The sequence below is a fragment of the Facivitalis istanbulensis genome, from assembly GCF_040560405.1.
Lineage (GTDB): Bacteria > Pseudomonadota > Alphaproteobacteria > Sphingomonadales > Sphingomonadaceae > Sphingomonas > Sphingomonas istanbulensis.
The window spans coordinates 70,489-90,037 of the sequence record NZ_JAVSCQ010000002.1 but is presented as its reverse complement, the minus strand read 5'-3'; the positions used below and the strand labels follow the sequence as shown (position 1 = coordinate 90,037).

The 19,549-nt window shown below is 65.9% G+C and carries 12 protein-coding genes; 6 read left to right on the top strand and 6 right to left on the bottom strand.

Annotated elements, in window-relative coordinates; all coding sequences use genetic code 11:
• Positions 1-17: 17 nt before the first annotated feature.
• From RN629_RS01850 to RN629_RS01835, 4 genes are all read left to right on the top strand, one after another.
• Positions 18-1,928: an NPCBM/NEW2 domain-containing protein gene (locus RN629_RS01850; RefSeq protein WP_407033562.1), complete on the top strand. Its 1,911-nt coding sequence runs from the start codon at positions 18-20 to the stop codon at positions 1,926-1,928.
• A 95-nt stretch (positions 1,929-2,023) separates the two neighbouring features.
• Positions 2,024-3,181, top strand: a complete 1,158-nt coding sequence (locus RN629_RS01845; RefSeq protein WP_407033561.1) for an endo-1,4-beta-xylanase — start codon at positions 2,024-2,026, stop codon at positions 3,179-3,181.
• Positions 3,178-4,839: a glycoside hydrolase family 43 protein gene (locus tag RN629_RS01840; protein ID WP_407033560.1), complete on the top strand. Its 1,662-nt coding sequence runs from the start codon at positions 3,178-3,180 to the stop codon at positions 4,837-4,839. Before RN629_RS01845 ends, RN629_RS01840 begins: the two co-directional genes overlap by 4 nt.
• Positions 4,836-6,401 (top strand): glycoside hydrolase family 43 protein, encoded by a 1,566-nt coding sequence (locus RN629_RS01835; protein ID WP_407033559.1) that lies wholly within the window; start codon positions 4,836-4,838, stop codon positions 6,399-6,401. The genes RN629_RS01840 and RN629_RS01835 overlap by 4 nt, the downstream gene beginning before the upstream one ends.
• 33 nt (positions 6,402-6,434) lie before the next feature.
• Here the strand turns inward: RN629_RS01835 and RN629_RS01830 are convergent, their stop codons facing one another.
• Positions 6,435-7,979, bottom strand: coding sequence for a tryptophan halogenase family protein (locus RN629_RS01830; protein ID WP_407033558.1), 1,545 nt, complete (start codon positions 7,977-7,979; stop codon positions 6,435-6,437).
• Between the two features lie 68 nt (positions 7,980-8,047).
• Positions 8,048-10,999, bottom strand: a complete 2,952-nt coding sequence (locus RN629_RS01825; protein ID WP_407033557.1) for a TonB-dependent receptor — start codon at positions 10,997-10,999, stop codon at positions 8,048-8,050.
• Between the two features lie 230 nt (positions 11,000-11,229).
• On the opposite strand from RN629_RS01825, the gene RN629_RS01820 reads away from it, so the two are divergent.
• The gene (locus tag RN629_RS01820) at positions 11,230-11,937 is read left to right on the top strand and encodes a SapC family protein (protein WP_407033556.1); all 708 of its coding nucleotides are present in this window, start codon (positions 11,230-11,232) and stop codon (positions 11,935-11,937) included.
• Positions 11,934-12,932: a cupin-like domain-containing protein gene (locus tag RN629_RS01815; protein WP_407033555.1), complete on the top strand. Its 999-nt coding sequence runs from the start codon at positions 11,934-11,936 to the stop codon at positions 12,930-12,932. Before RN629_RS01820 ends, RN629_RS01815 begins: the two co-directional genes overlap by 4 nt.
• Here the strand turns inward: RN629_RS01815 and RN629_RS01810 are convergent.
• From RN629_RS01810 to RN629_RS01795, 4 genes are all read right to left on the bottom strand, one after another.
• Positions 12,929-15,382: a glycosyl hydrolase 115 family protein gene (locus tag RN629_RS01810; protein ID WP_407033554.1), complete on the bottom strand. Its 2,454-nt coding sequence runs from the start codon at positions 15,380-15,382 to the stop codon at positions 12,929-12,931. The genes RN629_RS01815 and RN629_RS01810 overlap by 4 nt on opposite strands.
• A gap of 202 nt (positions 15,383-15,584) precedes the next feature.
• The gene (locus RN629_RS01805; protein WP_407033553.1) at positions 15,585-18,005 is read right to left on the bottom strand and encodes a TonB-dependent receptor; all 2,421 of its coding nucleotides are present in this window, start codon (positions 18,003-18,005) and stop codon (positions 15,585-15,587) included.
• The gene (locus tag RN629_RS01800) at positions 18,002-18,979 is read right to left on the bottom strand and encodes a FecR family protein (RefSeq protein ID WP_407033552.1); all 978 of its coding nucleotides are present in this window, start codon (positions 18,977-18,979) and stop codon (positions 18,002-18,004) included. The genes RN629_RS01805 and RN629_RS01800 overlap by 4 nt, the downstream gene beginning before the upstream one ends.
• Entirely contained in the window at positions 18,976-19,482 is a 507-nt protein-coding gene (locus RN629_RS01795) for an RNA polymerase sigma factor (RefSeq protein WP_407033551.1), read from the bottom strand. Before RN629_RS01795 ends, RN629_RS01800 begins: the two co-directional genes overlap by 4 nt.
• Positions 19,483-19,549 lie beyond the last annotated feature (67 nt).

The following is a 19,549-nucleotide window of genomic DNA, read 5'->3' as shown; positions in this document are numbered from 1 at the left end:
GGAGAATGAGGATGAGGTTGAGCCGGGCGAAGCGCGTTTTCTGGACAGGATGGGCGACCGCGACGCTCCTCGCCGCTCCCAGCCTCGCCTGGGGGCAGGCCGATCCGCTTCAGCCGACCGGCCGCTGGAGTGCCAATCAGGATGGGCAAGCTGCCCTGCCGCCGATGGGCTGGAACAGCTGGAATGCCTTTTACAGCGATGTCGACGAGGAAAAGGTGTTGGCGTCGGCCCGACTGATCGTCGAAAAGGGGCTGGCGCAGGCGGGCTATCGTTATATCAATATCGATGACGGCTGGTGGGTCCGGCGGCGTCAACCCGACGGGCGGCTGGTGATCCGAACGGACCGCTTTCCCTCCGCCAAGGCAGGTGCGAACCAGCAGACCAGCTTTCGCCCGCTGACCGACCGGCTTCATGCCATGGGGTTGAAGGCGGGTATCTATTCGGACATCGGCCGCAACAGCTGCGGCCAGATCTACACGCCCAGTTTCGCCAACCAGCCCGAAGGCACGATCGCCGAGCGCGAAGTCGGGCTCTATGGTCATGTCGATCAGGATATCGCCCTGTATTTCGGCGAATGGGGTTTCGATTACATCAAGGTCGATGGTTGCGGCATTCGCGGGCTGGGGCCTGACACCGACCATGTCCGCAAGGGGAACTACCGGGTCCTGCCGCCGCTGATCGACATGAACGCGCTCGACCGGACCGACATTCCCGCCGTCCGCGCGCTCTATGGGCAGGTCGCCACGGCGCTGCGACGCAACAACCCGGACGGGGACTATATCTTCTCGCTCTGCCTCTGGGGCTCCGCCGATGTGCGCCGATGGGGCAAGGACTTGGGCGGTGTCTCGCGGACCAGCGACGACATTTCCGCGAGCTGGACGCGGATGCTGACCAATTTCGACAGCAGCGCGACCCGCGCCTTCTACGCCCATCCGCATGGCTGGAACGACCCCGACATGCTGTTCGTCGGCGCGGGCGATTTCGATGCGAACCACATGACCGAGGCGCGGTCCCATTTTGCGCTCTGGGCGATGCTCAACGCCCCGCTGCTGATCGGCTACGACCTGCGCAAGGCCAATGCCGAACAACTCGCGCTGCTGGGCAATCGCGCGATCATCGCGCTCAATCAGGATCCGGCGGGGCATCAGGCGATCCCCGCCTATCTGTCCGACGACGTCCAGATCTTCGTCAAGACACTGGCCGATGGCGACAAGGCGGTGGCGCTCTTCAACCGCACCCAGGCACCCGTCGAGGCGGTGCTGACCGCCGCGCACCTGAAGATGCGGGACGATCGGCCGATCAGCACGACGGACCTCTGGTCCAACGAACGGGGTAGCTTCACCGGCGAGCGCAAGATGACGCTCGCGCCGCATCAGACGATCATCCTGCGCGTTCGCGGCGAGCGCCGGCTGGCGAACGGCAGCTACCTGTCCGAAACGCCGGGCGACGTGAACCCGGCCGAGGATGGGACCGTCCCGCTGGCGGACCCGACCATTCACCACGCGCCCGTGCCCTGGCAAAGCACGCGCGGGCCAGGCGACCATCCGCAATATTCGGGCTGGGGCGGGGCCCAGCCCGATCGCGCGCCCTTTGGCCAGCCATTGCGGGTAGCGGGCAAGATGTACGACACCGGCATCGGCGCGCTGGCCAATTCGCGGCTGGAGGTGCGCAATCACGGCCGGTCGCGCTTTGCCGCCACGGTCGGCGTCGATGATTCGGCCTTGAACGGTGCGCGTAGCGTCGTCTTCGAGGTTTATGGGGACGGACGCCTCCTCACCCGTTCGGCGCCGCTGCGCCGGGGCGAGGCCCCCGCCGCCATCGAAGCCGATGTTCGCGGGATCAAGCTGATCGAGCTCGTCGCGCGATCCGATAGCGCTATCGGAGAAGCACCACCTATCGCCTGGAGCGATGCCCGCCTCTTCGGCTGATCGCGGGGCCAAGGCCCGGATCTCGGGCCTTGGCCTGCGGCTTGTCGCGGGCCGTAAAGCATGCGACTGATGATCTAGTAATAAGGGAGAGGGTGATGAAACCCATCGGGCGGGCGCTGGCGATGAACCGGCGTCAACACTTGATCGGCATGGCGGGCGGCCTGTTTATGGGAGCGCTCCCTTCGACGGCTTGGGCGGAAGATGCCGGGGCTGAGAATACAGGGCCGGATGCGCCGCTACGCGATCTGGCTTCTGCGAAAGGCATCCTGTTCGGCTCGGCGATCAATGCGGGCAACGCCTCGCCGATGAGCGACGCGGGCTATCGCGCGATCGTCACGCGCGAATGCGCGGTGCTGGTCCCCGAGAACGAGATGAAGGTCTATGTGATCGGCGGCGATGCCCAGCATCCCAATTTCGCGCCAGCCGACCGGATCGCCAAGTTCGCGCGCGGCCATCACATGAAGCTGCGCGGCCACACGCTGCTATGGAATCATCCCAAATACATCGCCCCGGCGCTGGCGGAGCAGGTGCGCGCGACCGGGCCGGAAAAATGGCTTCGCGCCTATATCGCGCGGGTGGCCGGGCATTTCGGCGACCAGATCTATTCCTGGGACGTGGTCAACGAGACGATCGATCCCAAGACCGGCGAAATGCGCGATACGGTCTTTACCCAGACTCTGGGCTTCGACGCGCTGCGCATCGCGTACGACGCGGCGCGCGAACACGCACCCCACGCGCAACGCGTCTATAACGACTTCATGTCCTGGGAGATGGGCAACGAGACCCACCGCGCGGGCGTCCTGCGCCTGCTCGAGCGTTTCCGGCGCGAAAAGGTCCCGGTCGACGCGCTGGGTATCCAAAGCCATCTGGGCAATGATGGCAGCCACTCACGGGCACAGCGCGCCGAGTGGCAGCGGTTCCTGGATGCCGTGGTCGCGATGGGTTATCGCCTGCTCATCACCGAATTCGACATCAACGATCGCGAGATGCCGCGCGACATCGCGAAGCGCGATGCCCAGGCCGCGGCGGTCGCGCGCGACTATCTCGACCGGATGTTCGCCTATCCACAGCTCGATCAGTTTCTGTGCTGGGGGCTCTGGGACAAGCATAGCTGGCTTCAGGGCTTCGCCCCGCGCCCCGACGGCGCGGAACAGCGCCCCCTGCCCTATGACGACGATCTCCACCCCAAGCCCCTGCGGACCGCCATCGCCGACGCGTTGCGCGCCGCCCCCGTTCGAAAGGGTATCGCATGATCCGCCGCGCCGCCACTCTGCTGGCCCTCTCGCTGTCGCCATCGCTGCTGGGCGTCGGTCCTGCCGTCGCCCAGTCGGCCAGGTTCGAACGCTTCACCTATCAAGGCCGCTCGCTGGAGCAGGTCAAACCGGCTGAAGGCGAATATCTGAACCCGATCCTGTCGGGCTATTATCCCGACCCCTCTGTGACGCGCGTGGGCAAGGACTATTATCTCGTCAACTCGTCCTTCGTTCACTATCCGGGCCTGCCGATCTTCCATTCGACCGATCTGGTCCACTGGACGCAGATCGGCAATGCGATCGACCGGCCGGGACAGCTCGACTTTACCGGCCGCGCCGTGTCGGAAGCGGTGTTCGCGCCCGACATCTCCTACCACGACGGCATCTTCTACATCGTCAACACCTGTGTGCGATGCCGTGGCAATTTCGTCATCACCGCCAGGAACCCGGCCGGGCCCTGGTCCGATCCGATCTGGCTGCCTTTCGAAGGCATCGACCCGTCCATCTATTGGGAGGGCGACCGCGCCTATATCGTCAACAACCGCGCGCCCGACGAACCGCCGCGCTATAGCGGCCACCGTGCGATCTGGATCCAGGAATATGACTGGCGCGCGGGCAAGATGGTCGGCGAGAGCACCCAACTGGTCAATGGCGGCGTCGACATCTCCAAGAAGCCGGTATGGATCGAAGGGCCGCATATCTTCAAAAAGGATGGCTGGTATTATCTGACCGCCGCCGAAGGGGGCACCAGCGTCAACCATTCGCAGGTGGTGCTGCGATCGAAAGAACTGCGCGGTCCCTATGTGCCGTTTGCGGGCAACCCGATCCTGACCCAGCGCGACCTCGACCCCAAACGCCCGCATCCGATCAGCGCGGCGGGCCATGCCGAGCTGGTCCAGACGCAGAATGGCGACTGGTGGGCGACGTTCCTGGCGACGCGGCCCTATGCGGATGATTTCTACAATATCGGCCGCGAAACCTTCCTTCTGCCCGTGACCTGGCGGGACGGTTGGCCGATCATCCTGGACAAGGGCAAGACGGTGCCCTGGACGGTCGCCAAGCCCCGCCTGCCCGCTTCGCCGGCGCCCGGACTCCCGACCAGCGGTGACTTCGGCTATACGGATGAGTTCGACGGCGACCGGCTTGCGATGCAGTGGATCGGCATTCGCACGCCCAAGGCTCCCTTCTACACGATCGCGAACGGTGCGCTGACGCTGGGCAACGGTGCCGCGCTGGGCGATCGAGACGGCGTGCCGGCCTTTGTCGGGCGGCGGCAGCAGCATGTGGCGGCGCAGGTTTCGACCACGCTGACCTTTACGCCGCAACGCGATGGCGCGCGGGCGGGGCTCGCCGCGATCCAGAACGACAATGCCTATCTGTTCTTCGGGCTGACGCGAATCGATGGCCAGCCGAGGATCGCGCTCTACACGCGCGAGGGCACCGCGCCGGAAACGCTGATCGCCTCCGCCCCGATCCGGACCACCGGCCCCGTGACGCTGACCATCCGCGCCAATGCCGGAACCATGGCCTTCGAATATCAGGCCAATGGCCAACGCGAGACGTTGAAGCGCGATCTCGACGTCCGGTTCCTCAGCACCGCGCGGGCGGGTGGTTTCGTCGGGACGGTCATCGGCCCCTATGCGCATACACCATCATGAGGCGCGCCCTTACCGTCACGCTGGCCACGGTGATGCTCACCGGAGCATCCGCCGTCGCCGGGGCGCAGGCCTGGCAATCGGATCGCGGCGACGGCACCTACGCCAATCCGCCGCTCTATGCCGATTATCCCGATCCCGACATCATCCGGGTGGGCCAGGATTTCTATTTCATCACCACGACCTTCGCCAATGTGCCGGGTCTGACGATCATGACCTCACGCGATCTGGTGAACTGGCGTTTCGTCGGCCATGTCGTCGACCGGCTGGAGGGGCGGCCCGAATATGAGCTGAAGCGCGGTGGCGCCTATCGAAAGGGCATCTTCGCCCCCAGCCTGCGCTATCGCGACGGGATCTTCTTCATCGCGGTCACACCTGTGGGCGAGAAGACGCGCATCTACCGATCGCGCGACATTCGCGGCCCCTGGGTCATGAACCGGCTGAGCGAGGAGGCGTTCGACCCCGGCCTGTTCATCGACCGGGATGGCAGCGCCTTTATCATGACCTCGGTCGGCTCGGATGGCACGACCACCCTGCTCAGCCTGGACCGCGATCTGCGTCGGGTGGTCGGCAAGCGAGTCGTCCATTTCAACGAGGGGGCCGAGGGCTCCAAGATCGTCCGCCGCGGCGATTTCTATTACATGTTCAACGCCATTCCCCGGCGGCTGAGCATGACCGTCTCGCGCGCGAAAAGCCTGTTCGGCCCATGGGAGACGCGCGACCAGATCGACGACAGGACCGGCGGGCATCAGGGGGCGATCGTCGATCTGCCCGATGGAACCGATTATGGCTTCGTGATGGTCGATGCGGGGGCGATCGGGCGGATGACCAATATCAGCCCGATCTTCTGGCGCGACGGCTGGCCCATCTGGGGAACGCGCGCCGCGCCGAACCGCGTACCGGCCGTCGCGACCAAGCCGATTCAGGGGCAGCCGGTCGCGATCCTACCCGCCTCCGACGATTTTTCGTCACCCCGGCTCGGCCTGCAATGGCAATGGAATCACAATCCCAGGCCCGAACGCTGGTCGCTGACCGAACGCCCGGGCTATCTCCGGCTGCACGCCACCCAGGCCCCAGCGCTGTGGAGCGCCGCCAACACGCTGCTGCAAAAGGGGCAAGGCCCATTCAGCCGCGGGGTCGTCGCGCTCGATGCCGCACATATCGTGCCTGGCGACCAATGCGGTTTCGGCACCTTCGGCAAGTATAGCGGGCATATCGCGATCGGCCGGGGAGTCGATGGGCGGCTGACCCTGACCATGCGGGTGATCGAGGATGTCGCGGCCGACAAGGGCACGACACAGACGACCGACCAGCGCGTCGCTGCGCTGCCCCTGTCGGCCGAACGCCTGTTCCTGCGGACGGACATGGACTTCAAGACCGACCGGGCAAGCGTCGCCTACAGTTTGGACGGACACGACTGGCGCACTCTGGGCGGGGATTTCCCGCTCGCATTCGATTGGCGGACCGGCACCTTCCAGGGACAGCAATATGCGCTGTTCTGCTATAATCCGGGCGTGAAGGGCGGGTGGATGGACATCGACAGCTTCACCCTGTCGGGGCGGTAAGATCCGATCGGCGGGCACCGTGACCGCGCGTCCTCAGATCGTCGGGAGGCCCCGCTCGACGATCCTACGGATCAGGTCGCGGTGCCGCGGCAGGCCGGCGAGCAATCGGCCGGTCTGCACGTCATTCTCGCGCCAGGCCCGCTCCGCCCCCACCGTTTCGGCCATCAGGCTGCCCGGCATGATTTCGGTCCGCTGGCCCATGCCATATAGCACATATTGATAGCTGGCCGACGGAAAGACCTCCTCCACCCGGTCGAACTCGTCATGCATCCAGGGCACCTGATAGCGCCACAATGCCATCAACGCCTGTAGCCGGTCGGGAATGCTCTCCGCCCGGACATTGTCGCGCCAGAAGTCGCTGTCCGTCCGCCGGGTCAGCGTATAGTGGAGCTTCAGGAAATCGACGATCCGGCCCCAGCGATAGAGCGTCGTATCGTTGAAGCGCCGCGCCACCATGTCCATCACCTCGCGACAGGCGGGCATCTGCTCGGCGATCAACTTGGCCGACAATTCAATCAGGACGATCGCCGACGCCTCCAGCGGTTCGAGGAACCCGGCCGCGAGCCCGACCGCGACGCAATTGCGGTCCCAGAAACGCGCGCGATGCCCCGCGCGGATCTTCAGTTCGCGTACCGGGAGGTCATGTCCCGCTTCGCCCAGATACGCGCGCAACTCGCGTTCGGCGGCATCGCGGTCGGTATGGCTGCTCGAAAAGACATGGCCCACGCCGCGCCGCGTCGGCAGGCCGATATCCCAGATCCATCCCGCCGACTGCGCGGTCGAAATGGTATGCGACGCGATCGGCGCCTCCGCATCTTCATAGGGTATCTGGATCGCGAGTGCGGTGTCGCAGAACAATATGTGGTTCAATGGCCGGAACGGCACGCCCATCGCTTCGCCCAGCAACAACGAGCGGAAGCCGGTGCAGTCGACGAACAGATCCCCCGCCACCTCGCCCGCCTGCGCCGTCCGCACCGCGCGAATGTCGCCATCCTCGGTCCGTATCACCTCCTCGACATCCGCCGACACATGCCGTACGCCCAGCGTCTCGCAGCAATGGCGGCGCAGGAAGTCGGCGAACTTGCCGGCATCGAGATGATAGGCGTAATTGGCCAACGCTTCATATTCGGGCGTCGCGATAGTCTTGGGCGCCAGCCCCGCGTCGCAAATCCGGCCCTGCGGCGTCACCGAATCGCAAAAGCTGACATCGCCATTGCCCGCCAGCCAATGCGAGGCGAGGTTCAACTGCCCAAAGCTCTGGGGCAACATCAGCGGATGGTAATAGCCATCATCCTCCGCGCCGGTGGTCCACCGGTTGAAGCGCGCGCCCTGTTTGAACGAGGCGTCGCACTGGCGAAAGAACTCGGCTTCCGACACGCCCATCCGGCGAAGCGTGGTGCGCAGCGTGGGCCATGTCCCCTCGCCCACACCGATGATCGGCACATTGGGGGATTCGACCAGGGTCACGCTGAAGCCATGCGGCCGTCGCCCCTGATGTCGGGCGGCGATCACGCCCGCGGTCAACCAACCGGCGGTCCCCCCGCCGACGATCACGATATGCTGAACGGGTCGAACCATGTGTCAGTAGGTCCAAGTCGGCGCGGGGATGTCAAGCCGAAGCTAGCCATCCCCGCCCCATGCCATCGTCAGAAGCGATAGCGCGCGCCAAGCGTGAAGCGGCGACCATAATCGAACACGTCGAGCATCTGGTTCTTGAACCGACCATGCGTGCTCTGCTTGTTTTTGTTGAGGTTCAGGATTTCACCGAAGATCGAGAAATTCCTGGTCACGTCATAGCTGCTGGTCAGATCGACCTGGAAGCTCTGGTTCACGAAGGTCGGTTCGGCACCATAGCTGCCAGTATTCTGGTTCTGGCTGAACCCCAGCAGATATTCGTCACGCCAATTGAGCGCAGTCCGGAACTGGAAGCCGTTCTTATCATAAAAGCCAACGAAATTGGCGGAGTTGGCCAGGCCGGTGACCGCGAAGCCGCTCTGCGAGACGTCCTTCGCGTTATACGGCTTGTTGGTATCGACCAGCGTCGCGTTCGCCTGGAACCCGAAGCCGCTGTCACCGAACACCTGCTGCCAGGCGATCTCGACGCCGCGGACGGTCGCATCCGGCCCATTGACCGATTGCGAGATCGAGAAGATGGCGGGCTGCCCCGTCGTCGGATCGATCACCCCGTTCACCGTCTGGCGGGTCACGCCGTTGACAATGAAGTTGCTGACATTCTTGAGGAAGAAGTCGACCGACAGATATGAGTTGCGCTGATAATACCATTCCGCGGCGAGGTCGTAATTGTCCGCCAGATAGGGTTTCAGCATCGGGTTGCCGCCGCTGCCCGACAGAGCCCCCACCCGCTGGCCGTTGCCAATGCTCAGCACCGGGCTCAGCAGGTCGAGACCCGGACGGGTCAGGGTTCGCGACGCATCGAAGCGGAGTTGCAGCTTGTCGGTGACTTCCAGACGCAGGTCGAGGGTGGGCAGCATGAAGGAATAGTTGTTCTTCCCCACGACCTGCTGCGTCTCGACCGGGAAAGCCACCGACAACAGGGTCGGATCCGCCTTGCTCTGGGTGATGCCCGTCGGCTGACGCCCCTGCCCGATCGACGTCAGATGGGTATTCTCGTTCCGCAGACCGACCGCGATGTGCAGCGGCATGTTGGCGACCTGCGCCTCAATCTGCGCGCTGAAGAAGAGCGACCAGGTCTTTTCGCGGATCGTGCGGAGGGAATTGGGATCGATCGCCTGATCGAACGCACCGGTGAAGCCTTTGATGCCGCCCCCGTAATTATAGCCCGGAATCGTCTGCGCCTGTGGATTGCCCAGGCTGGACAAATATGCCTGATAGGCTGCCGGGCTATAGATCAGCACCGATGGCGGCAACGAGCCGGAGAAGCCGGGGATGAAGTTGTTGAGGCTGATCGATCCGCGATACAGGTTCGACGGCAGCGGAGCGATGCCCGAACCCTGTCCCGACGGCCCGCCATAGCCGGCATAGGCTTGCCAGAAATTATTGGTGAAGGTGCTCGCATTCTGCTTGTGGAATGTGTCGTCGACATATTGGCCACCAGCCTTCAGCGTCAGATTGCCCTCCTTCCAGGTGGCGACACCGCGAAACTGCTTGAGTTCGTCGGTGTTCTTCTGGGTCTGGAGCACGGTGACGTGCGAACCGATCAGCGACGGATCGGCCCAGCCGCCCGCATTACCCGCAGGACCATAATTGCTGATCGTCGGAAAAGACTTGTTGCTGTTGCCGGTGACGTCGAAACCAAGATTGGTGCCCAGCGCACCGCCATAGCCGATGTCACCATTGCTCTTCTCGATCACGCCGCCGGGGTTCAGCCAGCTCTTGGCATAGGCTCCGTCCGCCTCGATCGTCAGCTTTGGGTTCACGTCCCATTTGACGTTCAGACCGGTCTGGTTGGTCTGAAGCACCTGCTTGTTGTTCGCCGCCGTGAAGTCGGTCGGAGTGCCCGTCTGGGTGAAGCTGACCGCCGTGCCATTGGCATCCTGCTTCACGTTGCGCAGATTGCCCTGATTGAACCACACGCCGAAGCCATAGACATCCGTGCTGATCGTCTGGCGCGAGAAGTTGTTGTCCAGCGTGACCATCACATCGTTGGACGGATGCCATTGCAACGCGACCCGTCCGTCGACACGCTCGTCCTTGGTCCGTTGCTGCTCCGCGCCATATTGCTGCGGGAACCAGCCGGTCAGGGTGCGCTGGTCCGAAGCGGGGGCGGTGGCGTTGGTCGTTGGCGAACAGGTGCTGGCGGTACTGCCCGCCAGTTGGCAAGGCGCGAAGTTGCCACCCGGCCAACCCGACACATAGACGCGGTTGGTATCGGTATCACGCTTGGTATAAATGAAGCTCGACAGGATACCCAGAGTATCATTGGCGAAGGTATCACTGACCAAAGCCCCGATCGTCGGAACGATTCGGCCCGAGCGGTCCTGAGCCGACCCTGCGGCGCTGATCGCGGTGCGGAAGCCGGGATGATCGAACGGTTTGGGGAACTGGATATTGACGGTCGCGCCGATCGAACTGGACGCCAACGCCACGTCCGGCGTCTTGAAAACGCTCAGCCCACCGATGAAGTCCGAGCCGACGGTGCTGAAATCGATCTGGCGACCACCCGCCGCGGTCGAGATGCGGCGACCGTCATAAAGGGTGGTGTTGAAATCACCTCCGAAGCCGCGCACCGTGATGCCGGTCGGCTCACCACGCGCTCCACTACGCTCGATCGACACGCCCGGCAGGCGCTGGAGCGAGGCAGCCACGTTCGAATCCGGAAACTTGCCGATATCCTCCGCCGAGATCGCGTCGACCACGCCGGTCGCAGTGCGCTTGATGTCGAGGTTGCGCTGGAGCGAACTGCGCAGGCCGGTGACGATAATCTCGCTTTCGTTGGCCTGATCCGCCGGTGCCGGGCTGTTGGCCTGCGCGTCGATCGCGGTGGCCTGCGGCGTTCCGGCTTGCTGGGCAAAGGCCGTACCCGGCGACAATAGGGCCAACGCCATCAACGGCGAGACGCCGCCCATCAAGGCGCGACGCGAAACAATTGCGGCTACAAGAGCAGTGCGAGCCACCATTTTCCCCTCTCCTTCGGTTTTATCATTTCGGCACGGGCGGCGTTCCTTCGCCGTCCCATCCGTGAAACATTGCCATGCTACCGCGATGATAGCGCTAAAACAAGCGATTTGTCAGAGCGGTCCGGAGCCGCTATTCCCGGTTGACGAGGCACGGGAAAAGCAGAGACAAATTCCCGGTCTCGCCCACCTTTCGACCGCCGGGTTCGGGAAGGATGCGGAGAGGATGCGACGTGAAAGGGACCATCGCCATGGCCGAAATGGAATTGCTCGACAGCGCCCGTCACGCGGCGCTCCGCGTCTCGACCACCCCCGATCGGGCCCGGCATTTCGTGCAGTTAGTGGCCGATGAATTCCTGTCGGCCGCGCTTCACTATCCCATTCTCTTTGCCCGCCATCCCGACACGGGAGACCTGTATCCGGGCGCGCTGATGGGCTTGGTGCCCGACGAAAATCTGTGCCTCGGCGCGTCGGGCAAGCTGGCCGGCTATCGCCCTGCCGACCTGGAGCGGCAGGGCTTCTATGTGTCGGGCGAGAATATCGCGATCGATCGCAGCCATCCCGCCCTCGTATCGCAGGAGGGGGATGCGGTGTTCGACCAGGACGGCGACCCCGCCCCCGCCCTGCGCCGTGTGCAGGTCGCGCTCCGCACGCTACATCGCGGCTTGCCGGACACCGAGGAATTCATTGCCCGGCTGGAGACTCATCAACTCGTCGAACCGATCGATCTGAGCTTTCAGTTCGACAATGGTGAAAGCCTGCGGCTCGACGCGCTCTACACGATCAGCCTCGACGCGCTCCACGCGCTGCCCGATGACGTCGTGCTTTCGCTCTTCCGGTCGGGGGGCTTGCAACTCATCTATGCCCAGACGGGATCGGTGCGGCACATCCCCTTCCTGGCCCGGCGGCGCAACGACCGGCTGAGCGGCCTGGTAGCATGACCGGGACGGCGACCGAGATCGATCCGGCCGCCCTCCCCGATGCATCGGTCTTTCAGCGGGTCGTGGCCGATCCCTGTCGCCCGGTCATCCTGCGCGGGGCAGTGCGCCACTGGTCGCTGACCCGCGTTGCAGCGGACGGAAACGCCGCGCTCGCAGCCTATCTCGGCCGATTCGATGCGGGACGCGAGGTCGAGGCCTTTGTCGGGGATCCCGCCATTGCGGGCCGCTATCACTATAGCGACGACTTGGCCGGCTTCAACTTCACCCGGCAGACATTGCCGCTGAACCAGGCGATCCGCCGCATCATGGAGACGGCGGACCAGAGCCTCTATGTCGGTTCGCTGCCGATGTCGGTCTTCCTTCCCGGGCTCGCCGAAGACAATCCTCTGCCCTTCGCCCCGGCGGTGTCGCCGCGTTTGTGGATCGGCCATGCCTCGATCGTCGGGTGCCATTATGACATGTCAGACAATATCGCCTGCGTGGTGGCCGGGCGACGACGATTTACCCTCTATCCGCCCGACGCGATCGGCGACCTGTATGTCGGCCCGATCGACCATACCATGGCGGGCCAGCCCGTCGCGCTGGCGGCGGATGCCGAACCGGACGATCCGCGCTATCCCCGTTTCGCCCAGGCGCGAGAGCGCGCCATCACAATCGACCTGGAGGCGGGCGATGCCCTTTATCTGCCCAAATTATGGTGGCACCGGGTGGAGGCGACGGGCAAGCTCAACCTGCTGGTCAATTATTGGTGGGACGCGTTTCCCGCCGGACCCGACCAGCCCTTTGCCGCGATGCTGCTGGCCCTGACCGCCATCGCCGGGCGGCCCGAGCCCGAGCGGGCGGCGTGGCGCGCCTGGTTCGATCATTATGTCTTTCGTCCCGATGGCCATCCGCTTGCGCACCTGCCAACGGACCGACACGGCGTGCTGGGCGAAGGGCGCGAGAATATCGGAATGCTGCGCGCCCATGCCATGCGGCTGCTCCGCGGCGGTTAGCGGGTCAGTTCGACCCGCTCCACCACCACCTCAGGATCGACCAACCAGAGCCGCAGGCGATGCCGCCCCGCGCGCAGCACCGGAAGCCGGGTCGCGGCGACACGGCGGTTCTCGATCACCGCACGGCTCCACGTCTCTGTCGTCTCGCTCGCCATCAGATCGAGCATCACCGGCGCGCCATCGTCGATCGAGATTGCCACGCGGTGACGACCGGTGCCGCGCACGTCCAGACCCGGAGCCGCGACAACGCTCAGCGTCACCGGTCCTGTACGATCGATGGTGACGTCATAGGCGATGTGCGGACTGTCGCCGCCCGGACGTTCGATCACGGCCGCCGTCGTCGGCGTGGCGATCATCGCCGCCCCCTCCGCCGTGAAGCCCGCCACGCGCTGCCAACGCAACCCGGCACCATCGACAGCCCGCCCGCGATCGGCCGGGATCACCAGGAACGGGCGCGGCGGTGCGGCAGGCAAGGGCAACGGCCGGTCCATGCTGGCCAGCGCTGGCATGGAATCGCGGTCCGGCTGTTGCCAGCCGGTATAGCCGATATGGGTCTGCGCCATCATCTGCGTCCATTTGCCGCTTGCGGTCTCCACCTCATACCGGCGGCAAATGGCGGCATCCTGTGCATAGAAGCGTTTCGCCTCTGCCGTCCAGCGCGCCGCGCTGGCCGCGTCGCCCGCCTGCACCGCCGCGCGATTGGCCGCGACCGCATGATAGAGGCGGTGAAGATTGGTCATCGCCTCGACCCGGTGCAACACCAGCTCGTAATAGGAGTCCCGCTGGTCGCTGGGCAGTTGCGCCCCGATGCGGCGCGCGTCGGCGTCCAGCACATTCCAGTCGCCCAGCACCCGGTCCCACGCGCCATCGGCCCAGCCATAGCTTGTGGCATCGATCAGCTCGGGCTTGCGCCGGCTGGCGAGCAGGCCATAGCGGCTGATGAGCGCGCCGATCGCGGGCCCGTTCGCCGCGCCGAACTGCTGCGTCGCCCAGCGTGCCGGATAGGCCTGCATCGCCGACAGGTCCATGCGTGCCGGGTTCCAGGCCATGTCCAGGAAGAAGCTGGTGGCATATTCCATCGGCTTGAGATCGCCGACATTGACGATCCACAGCCGATCCGCGCCATAGTCGTGCGCCATCCGCATCTGCTGCCACACACGCGGGATGGCGTTGGTATCCAGCCACTTATAGTTGCGCGGATCGCCGACATAATCGAAATGATAATAGACGCCCGCACCCCCGGCTCGTCGGTCGCCCGGTGGTGGCAGCCGACGGATATTGCCCCAATTGTCGTCGGCGAACAACAGGGTCACGTCGTCCGGGACGCGCATCCCCTTGTCGTAATAATCCTGCACCTCCTTGTAGAGCGCCCAGACCTGCGGCGTCTCACGCGCCGGGCGCCGGGTGACATCGGCGATGATCGCGCGCTGGTCGGCAACGATATGCTGGAGCAGATCGATCGCCGTGCCTTCGGTCATCGGCTCGTCGCCGTCGCCGCGCATCCCGATCGTGACCGGATCCTCCGCCTTGCCCCGCCGCACGATGCCGGCGCGCCAGAAATCACGCAACGCCTTGGCATTGCGCGTATAATCCCACGCGCCGCCGCCCTGCCGCTTCCAGTCGACCTGGGGACGCTGCATCGGTTCATGATGCGAGGTGCCGAGCAACACGCCCATGTCCTGCGCCAGCGGGGCGGAGGCGGGATCATCCTCCCACAGCGACTTGCCCCACATGGCGGGCCACAGGAAATTCGCCTTGGAGCGCAGGAGCAGCGTGAAGACCTTTTCATAGGCGCGATGGTTGATCCCGCCAAAGCGCGCCCGCGCCCAGCCGCCAAAGCCCGGTTCCTCGTCATTGATGAAGATGCCGCGATATTTGACCACCGGATGGTCGGCGACCCGACCCGCCGTCAGATAGAGGGTAGAATGGCGCTGCGCTGGGACATCGGCCCACCAGGTCCAAGGACTGACACCGGCCTTGGCGCTGATGTCGTACAGGCCGAAGATGGTGCCGCGCCGATCGGCGCCCGCGATCACCAGCGCACGCGCCACACCCGGCATCGGGTTGTCGACGACCTGCTCGACATAGCCTTCCCATTGTCCCGCCAGTCCCGTGACGTCCAGCTTGCCCGCGCGGACCAGCGCATCGACCACGGCGCTATGCCCCAATGTCCCTGCGATCACCGTCGCGGCCCCATTCGTCACGAGCCGGACCTCGCCGCCGCCCACCGCTTTCAGATCATCGACCAGATCCTGCGCCGCGCGACGCACCCCCGGCTGGTCGTTCGCATCGACCAGGACCGTGGTCGCCCGGCCGGGCGTCAGCAACGCAACCGCCCCGACAGTCGCACGATCGCAGGCGACGACAGCGCCTTCGCATTGGGGCGCGGCCCAGGCCGTGCAAGGGAAGGCGACCGACAACAGGGCCGGTAACAGGTGACGGCGCATCATCTCTCTCCCATCCGCCGCACGGGCCGCGCGGCGGTGATCCTTTATTCCTGGCATAGCCTGATATCGCTACCAATCAACATGCCGCAAGGCCGGATGGACGAGCGGGTGCATGGCGGCCGGATTGCCGGGCGATTGACCCGACTGGCGATGTCGATCGGCGAAAGGCCCCCATGTTCGTTGCGCGCGGACCAGCCTCGTCGGGTCAGAATGCGGTGTCGAGCCCGATGCGCAAGCTTCGCGGACGAAGGGGTGTGACCTGGTCGCGGCCGGTCGTGAAGGGCGTCCCCAGCGCAAAGCGGTTGCCCCGCACATCGGCGAGATTGGTCACGCCCAGCGTCACGCCGATCGCGCCCAGCCCCAGCCGCGCGGTCAGCCCGCTGTCGAGATAGCTGCCCTGCAGTTCGCCCAGCACCGGGCCGACCCCCAGCCGCGACGAACCGACATAGCGCAACCAGCCATCGATGCGCAGATCGCGGTCACCCGGCAACACCCGCCGATAGGTCGCGCCCGCCCGCGCGGTGATCCGCGCGATATTGGGAATCTGGCTCAACCGCGCCAGCACCGCCGCGCGCGCCGCCATCGGATCGGCGATCAGGCCTGCGGTCAGCGCAACGCTGCGCGCGCTCGACGGCGCATCGATGCGGCTATCATTATAGGACAGCGCGCCTTCCAGTCGCAGCCCCTCGATCAGACGATAGCCCGCCACGGCCTCCATCGTCCAAAGCTGTCCATCGCCGATATTGGCGGTGCTGGGCAGGCCGGTGGCATCGATGAAATCGGCCTGGATGTCGCGCCAGGCGGTATGCGCCAGCGTGACCGACCCGTCGAAGCGATCGACCCCCGGCCGGCCGCTGCGGATTCCCGCCTCGATCGTCGCCACCCGGTCGTTCCGGAAACGCCGGACCAGTGCGCCCTCGATCGCCAGCCCACCCGGTCGGAACCCCTGCTGATAGCGCAGGAACAGTTGCGCATCGCGGGTCAGGTCCACCAAAGCGGACGCGGACGGCAACAGGATGGTCTGCGCGCGCGAGGCCGTGACCTCGCTCAGCCTTGCCGCCATCAGCGTCATGATGCTGTCTGGCACATCCTCCCCCGCACCGTTCAGCACCGATCGGGTGACGCGGACCCCGCCAGTGGTCAACAGGCCGGGCAGCAGGCGCAAGGCCGCTTCGCCATAGAGCGTCGTCTCGGCCACGCCATTCTCTACGCCGGTCCGCGGCATCAGCGCCCCGGGTTCGCCGAACAGGCGGGTCAGTTGGGTCCGGTTATGGACATAACTGAACCCCGCCAGCCAGCCCGATCCGTCGGGCGCCGAATGCCATAACCGCGTCTCGTTCGCCTGCATCCGCGTGCGATTGCGCTGGGCGAACAACTGGATGGGGCCCTGTGGCGGCGTCGCGTCATAGCGCTCCATCAGGTCATGCGCGGTCGCTCCGCTGCTGGAGCGGAAACGCACCGAGCCGAAATGGCCCGACAGAACCAGTTGCCCTTGGCTAAAATCGGCCGAGAAACCCTCGGTCACCGGCGCGGAGCGGGTGAGCGGCGGGCCGTCGCGATCGGCATATTGGCTGTCCGCGCCGCGTATCCGCTGGCCGATCCCGATCGCCTCCACCGCCCAGCCGTCGCCGAGTTCCAGCCGGGCGGCGGCGCGGCCCCCCTCGATCCGGGTGCGGTTGACGTCCTTGCGGTTCAGCAGCGGCTTGTCGATATAGCCGCCTTCGGTCGCGGCATCGGCGACGATCCGGATCGCCAGCCGATCGGCGATGACCGGCATGTTCAACACCGCCTGCGCATCGCCGCCCGGCGCACCATGACGGGTGGCCGACGCCCCCAGCATGATCGAGCCGCCCACCCGCGACGGATCAGGCGAATGAGGCACCAGCCGGATCAACCCGCCCAGCGACCCCGCGCCGTAGAGTGTGCCCTGCGGTCCCTCCAGCACTTCCACCGCCGCCAGATCGGCCAGCCGCAGATCGGGATCGGGCGCATTGTAGCTGAGGCGAAGATCGCCGAAATACTGCCCGACCGTCGCCTGGGTCGGCCCGGTAAAGCTGGAATCAGCGATGCCACGGATGAACAGCTTGTTGCGCCCGGCCCCCAGATAGGTGGAGGCGATCACCGTCGTCCGGTCCGCCAGCCGCGCGGTGCCGCCCGCCCCGCCCAGTTCGAGATCCGTGCCCGCCACGCGCACGACCTGCCCCGCGAAATGCGCGCGCGACGTGTCGCGCTTGCTGGCGGTCACCACCACGTCGCCGCTGGTCACGCCGGGCAATGGCCGCGCCGGGTGGCGGTCACGCGGCAATGATAGGGGCCTGACGCGGCGCGAAGGGTCGGGGAGCAGACGCCAGCTATCGGGTCCGATCGGTTCGACCCGCGCCTCGCTGAACCGTGCGATCCGGGTCAATGCCTGCGCGACGGTCAGATGCGCGCGGAGCGCCGGGACAGGCCGGTCCCAGAGACGCCGGTCGGGCACCACGATATTGGCACGCGCGATCCGCCCCAGCGCCAGCACCTGTCCACCAACAGTCCCGGCGGGCAGATCGATGGGCACACGCTCGGCGGCCATCGCGGGGGTCGTCGCGACGCTCAGGATCGACAGCGCGACGCCCCCCGCCAATCTCACTCGCGCGATGCTCCCTCGGCCAGCATCCAGCCCTTGCCGTCCACCCGTACCGTGACATCGAGCAGCCGCCCCAGCAATCGCGGATCGCGCTGCACCGCCTTTACGTCGAGCGTCCCGCGAAAGCGGCGTTCGGCCAGCATGGGCGCGACCGTCACCGGCCGGCCCAGCGACCGCGACAGATCCTCGGCCACGTCGGACAGCGGCGTATCGTCATAGGCCAGCCGCCCCTCGCTCCAGCCCCCCACGGCCTCGACCGCGACCGGCTGGCGGATCAGGCGCTGTCCCTCCGCCACCACCGCCTGCCCCGGATCGAGCCGCAGCGCGGCTCCCTTGGGATCGACCATCACCGCGCCCTCGGCGACCGCCACCCGCGTACGCCGTTCGCCCAGCCGGACATCGAACACCGTCCCCAGATCAGTCAGCGCCAGATCACCCGCCTGCACGGTGAAGGGATGGGCCGCATCGTGGCGCACGCGGAACAGCGCCTCGCCCCGCTCGACAACCGCGCGGCGCGGATCGGCATGGTCCAGCCGCATCCGCGAGCCGCCCGCCAGTTCGATCCGACTGCCATCGGGAAGCACGATCCGGCGCGTCTCGCCCGCCGCCGTTTCGACCGCATAGGGCCGTGGCCGCTCGGACCATAATCCGAAGCCCAGGGTCGCCAGCAGCGCCGCGGCGACCGCGCCACCCATCCAGTGAACCGGGCGTTCGCGACGCACCGCCGCCTCCGCTTCCGCCTCGGGCTCCGACCGAGCCAATGCCTGCTCCACCGCCTCGGGATGCGCGGCCAGTGCGTCCTGCGCGTCGAGCAAGGCGGCCGCGATCCGGTCATAGCGTTCACCATGCGCCGGGTCCTGCGCCAGCCAGTCGGTGAAGCCGTCCCAATCGGCGCGCGCGGGATCGGCCATGCGCAGCGCCCAATCGAGCGCCACGTCATCGATCCGAAACGGCAACGGCGTCGGGGGCTGGCTCATCCGATCTGGTCCTTGAGTGCGGCAAGCGCCCTGGCCGCCAGCCGGAGATCGCTTTCGACGGTACTGATACTGATCCCCCATTCGGCCGCGACTTCGCGCTGCGCCGCCCCCTCGACCCGCACCCGGTGGAATATCCGGGCGGGCCGATCGCCCAGCGCGGCCAGGGTCGTCGCGACATGCTCGGCGGTCTGGCGCGCGGCGATCACCCGCTCGGGAACCGGCAAGGCGGACCCGGGCTCGCCGGTCTCCTGCCCCTCCGCCCAGGCCCGGTCGCGCAATTCCGCCTGCCGCCGTGAGCGATAGCGATCGATCATCAACAGATCGGCCGCCCGATAGAGATAGGCCAGCGGATTGGCGACCGGCCCGTCCATCCGTCCCGCGACCTTCAACCACAGATCCTGCACCAGATCCTCGGCGGCATCGCCCGCGCCGCGCACCGTCAGGAAACGGACGAGCTTGTCGCGATTGGCAAGGAAAACGGCCTCGATCCCGGTGGGCGGCATGACGCGGTCTGACGAAAAGGAAGGGAAGGGCCGATGTTTAGCCGAAGCCGCCGCCCGAGGAAAGGAG

Excerpts from the sequence above, each read along its gene's own strand:
- RN629_RS01830 (WP_407033558.1), bottom strand. The coding sequence starts at position 7,979 with ATGGTTCGACCCGTTCAGCATATCGTGATCGTCGGCGGGGGGACCGCC.
- RN629_RS01800 (WP_407033552.1), bottom strand. The coding sequence starts at position 18,979 with ATGAGCCAGCCCCCGACGCCGTTGCCGTTTCGGATCGATGACGTGGCG.
- RN629_RS01810 (WP_407033554.1), bottom strand. The coding sequence starts at position 15,382 with ATGATGCGCCGTCACCTGTTACCGGCCCTGTTGTCGGTCGCCTTCCCT.
- RN629_RS01840 (WP_407033560.1), top strand. The coding sequence starts at position 3,178 with ATGATCCGCCGCGCCGCCACTCTGCTGGCCCTCTCGCTGTCGCCATCG.
- RN629_RS01815 (WP_407033555.1), top strand. The coding sequence starts at position 11,934 with ATGACCGGGACGGCGACCGAGATCGATCCGGCCGCCCTCCCCGATGCA.
- RN629_RS01845 (WP_407033561.1), top strand. The coding sequence starts at position 2,024 with ATGAAACCCATCGGGCGGGCGCTGGCGATGAACCGGCGTCAACACTTG.
- RN629_RS01795 (WP_407033551.1), bottom strand. The coding sequence starts at position 19,482 with ATGCCGCCCACCGGGATCGAGGCCGTTTTCCTTGCCAATCGCGACAAG.
- RN629_RS01835 (WP_407033559.1), top strand. The coding sequence starts at position 4,836 with ATGAGGCGCGCCCTTACCGTCACGCTGGCCACGGTGATGCTCACCGGA.
- RN629_RS01825 (WP_407033557.1), bottom strand. The coding sequence starts at position 10,999 with ATGGTGGCTCGCACTGCTCTTGTAGCCGCAATTGTTTCGCGTCGCGCC.